This is a genomic window from Streptomyces graminilatus (genome assembly GCF_001418565.1).
GTDB lineage: Bacteria > Actinomycetota > Actinomycetes > Streptomycetales > Streptomycetaceae > Streptomyces > Streptomyces graminilatus.
Window position 1 is genome coordinate 1 of record NZ_LIQQ01000793.1, and the last position, 1,299, is coordinate 1,299.

The window sequence follows — 1,299 nt, forward strand, 5'->3', positions numbered from 1 at the left end:
GCCACCGACGCCGACACCTTCTACGACCACTACGACACCGGAAACGCACTGCTCGACGCCGACCGCACGGTCACCCCGCGCAGGGCTCTGGGGCTCGCGACGACCCCGCCCTCGGACGACGCCCCGCAGAACCGCGGAGACGGCGGGGGCAGCGGGGGGAGTGGGGGCAGCGGGAACGGCGAGGGAGAGAGTGCTCGTATAAACGTGTGAGCGTCGAGTGAACGTGTGAACGTGTGAGCGGCGAGGCGTGCGATCGGTGAGCTGCGGTCTTCGAGTTCTGGTCGGTGAGGTGTGGCGGCTGCCGGAGCGGGGAGGATCGGCCTGCGCCCCGTCCGTGCACTTGCCCGTGCGCTTGCCTGTGCACCTGCTCGTGCGCCTACCTGATGTCCTGCCGGTTATGTCCTCCGGTGGCGCGCGTCATCACATCGAGTGATTCTCTGGCCTTTGCTTGCATGTCACAACCCATGGTTGCCACGCTGTTGCTGTCTGTACAACCTGATGGGAGCGGCCCGTGACATTCGGTGAACAGCCGGCCTACCTGCGTGTCGCGGGTGATCTACGAAACAAGATCGTCGACGGTTCACTGCCACCGCACACCCGCCTGCCCTCCCAGGCCAGGATCCGCGAGGAGTACGGCGTCTCGGACACGGTCGCGCTGGAGGCCCGCAAGGTGCTCATGGCCGAGGGGCTCGTCGAGGGCCGCTCCGGGTCGGGTACGTATGTGCGGGAGCGGCCCGTGCCGCGCCGGATCGCCCGCTCCGGTTTCCGTCCGGACGGCGGCGCGACCCCGTTCCGCCAGGAGCAGTCCGACGCGGACGCGCGCGGCACCTGGGAGTCCAGCAGCGCGCAGACCACGGCGAGCGGCGCCGTCGCCGGGCGGCTCTCGCTGCTGCCCGGCGACCGCGTGATGTGCACGAAGTACGTCTTCCGGGACGCCGGCGAGGTGATGATGCTGTCCACCTCCTGGGAGCCCCTGGCCCTCACCGGCCGTACGCCGGTGATGCTGCCCGAGGAGGGTCCGCTCGGCGGGATGGGTGTGGTCGAGCGCATGGCGGCCATCGACGTGATCGTCGACAACGTCACGGAGGAGGTTGGCGCCCGCCCCGGCCTCGCCGAGGAACTGCAGTCCCTGGGGGGCGTCCCCGGGCATGTGGTGATCGTCGTACAGCGCACGTACTACGCCTCGGGGCGCCCGGTCGAGACGGCCGACGTCGTGATCCCCGCCGACCGCTACCAGGTCGCGTACCACCTGCCGGTGAAGTAGCCCGGCCGTCCCCCTCACTGCGGCTTCCCCGCAGC

1 protein-coding gene and 1 pseudogene are annotated in these 1,299 nt (G+C 70.1%); both read left to right on the forward strand.

What is annotated here, in order from left to right; genetic code table 11:
- A pseudogene (locus tag AOK08_RS41635) lies at positions 1 to 210 on the forward strand (DUF4190 domain-containing protein); the annotation flags it as partial.
- A 301-nt stretch (positions 211 to 511) separates the two neighbouring features.
- A complete protein-coding gene (locus tag AOK08_RS41640) occupies positions 512 to 1,264 on the forward strand; it encodes a GntR family transcriptional regulator (RefSeq protein ID WP_055535752.1) in 753 nt (250 codons plus the stop codon).
- The last annotated feature ends 35 nt before the right edge of the window (positions 1,265 to 1,299 follow it).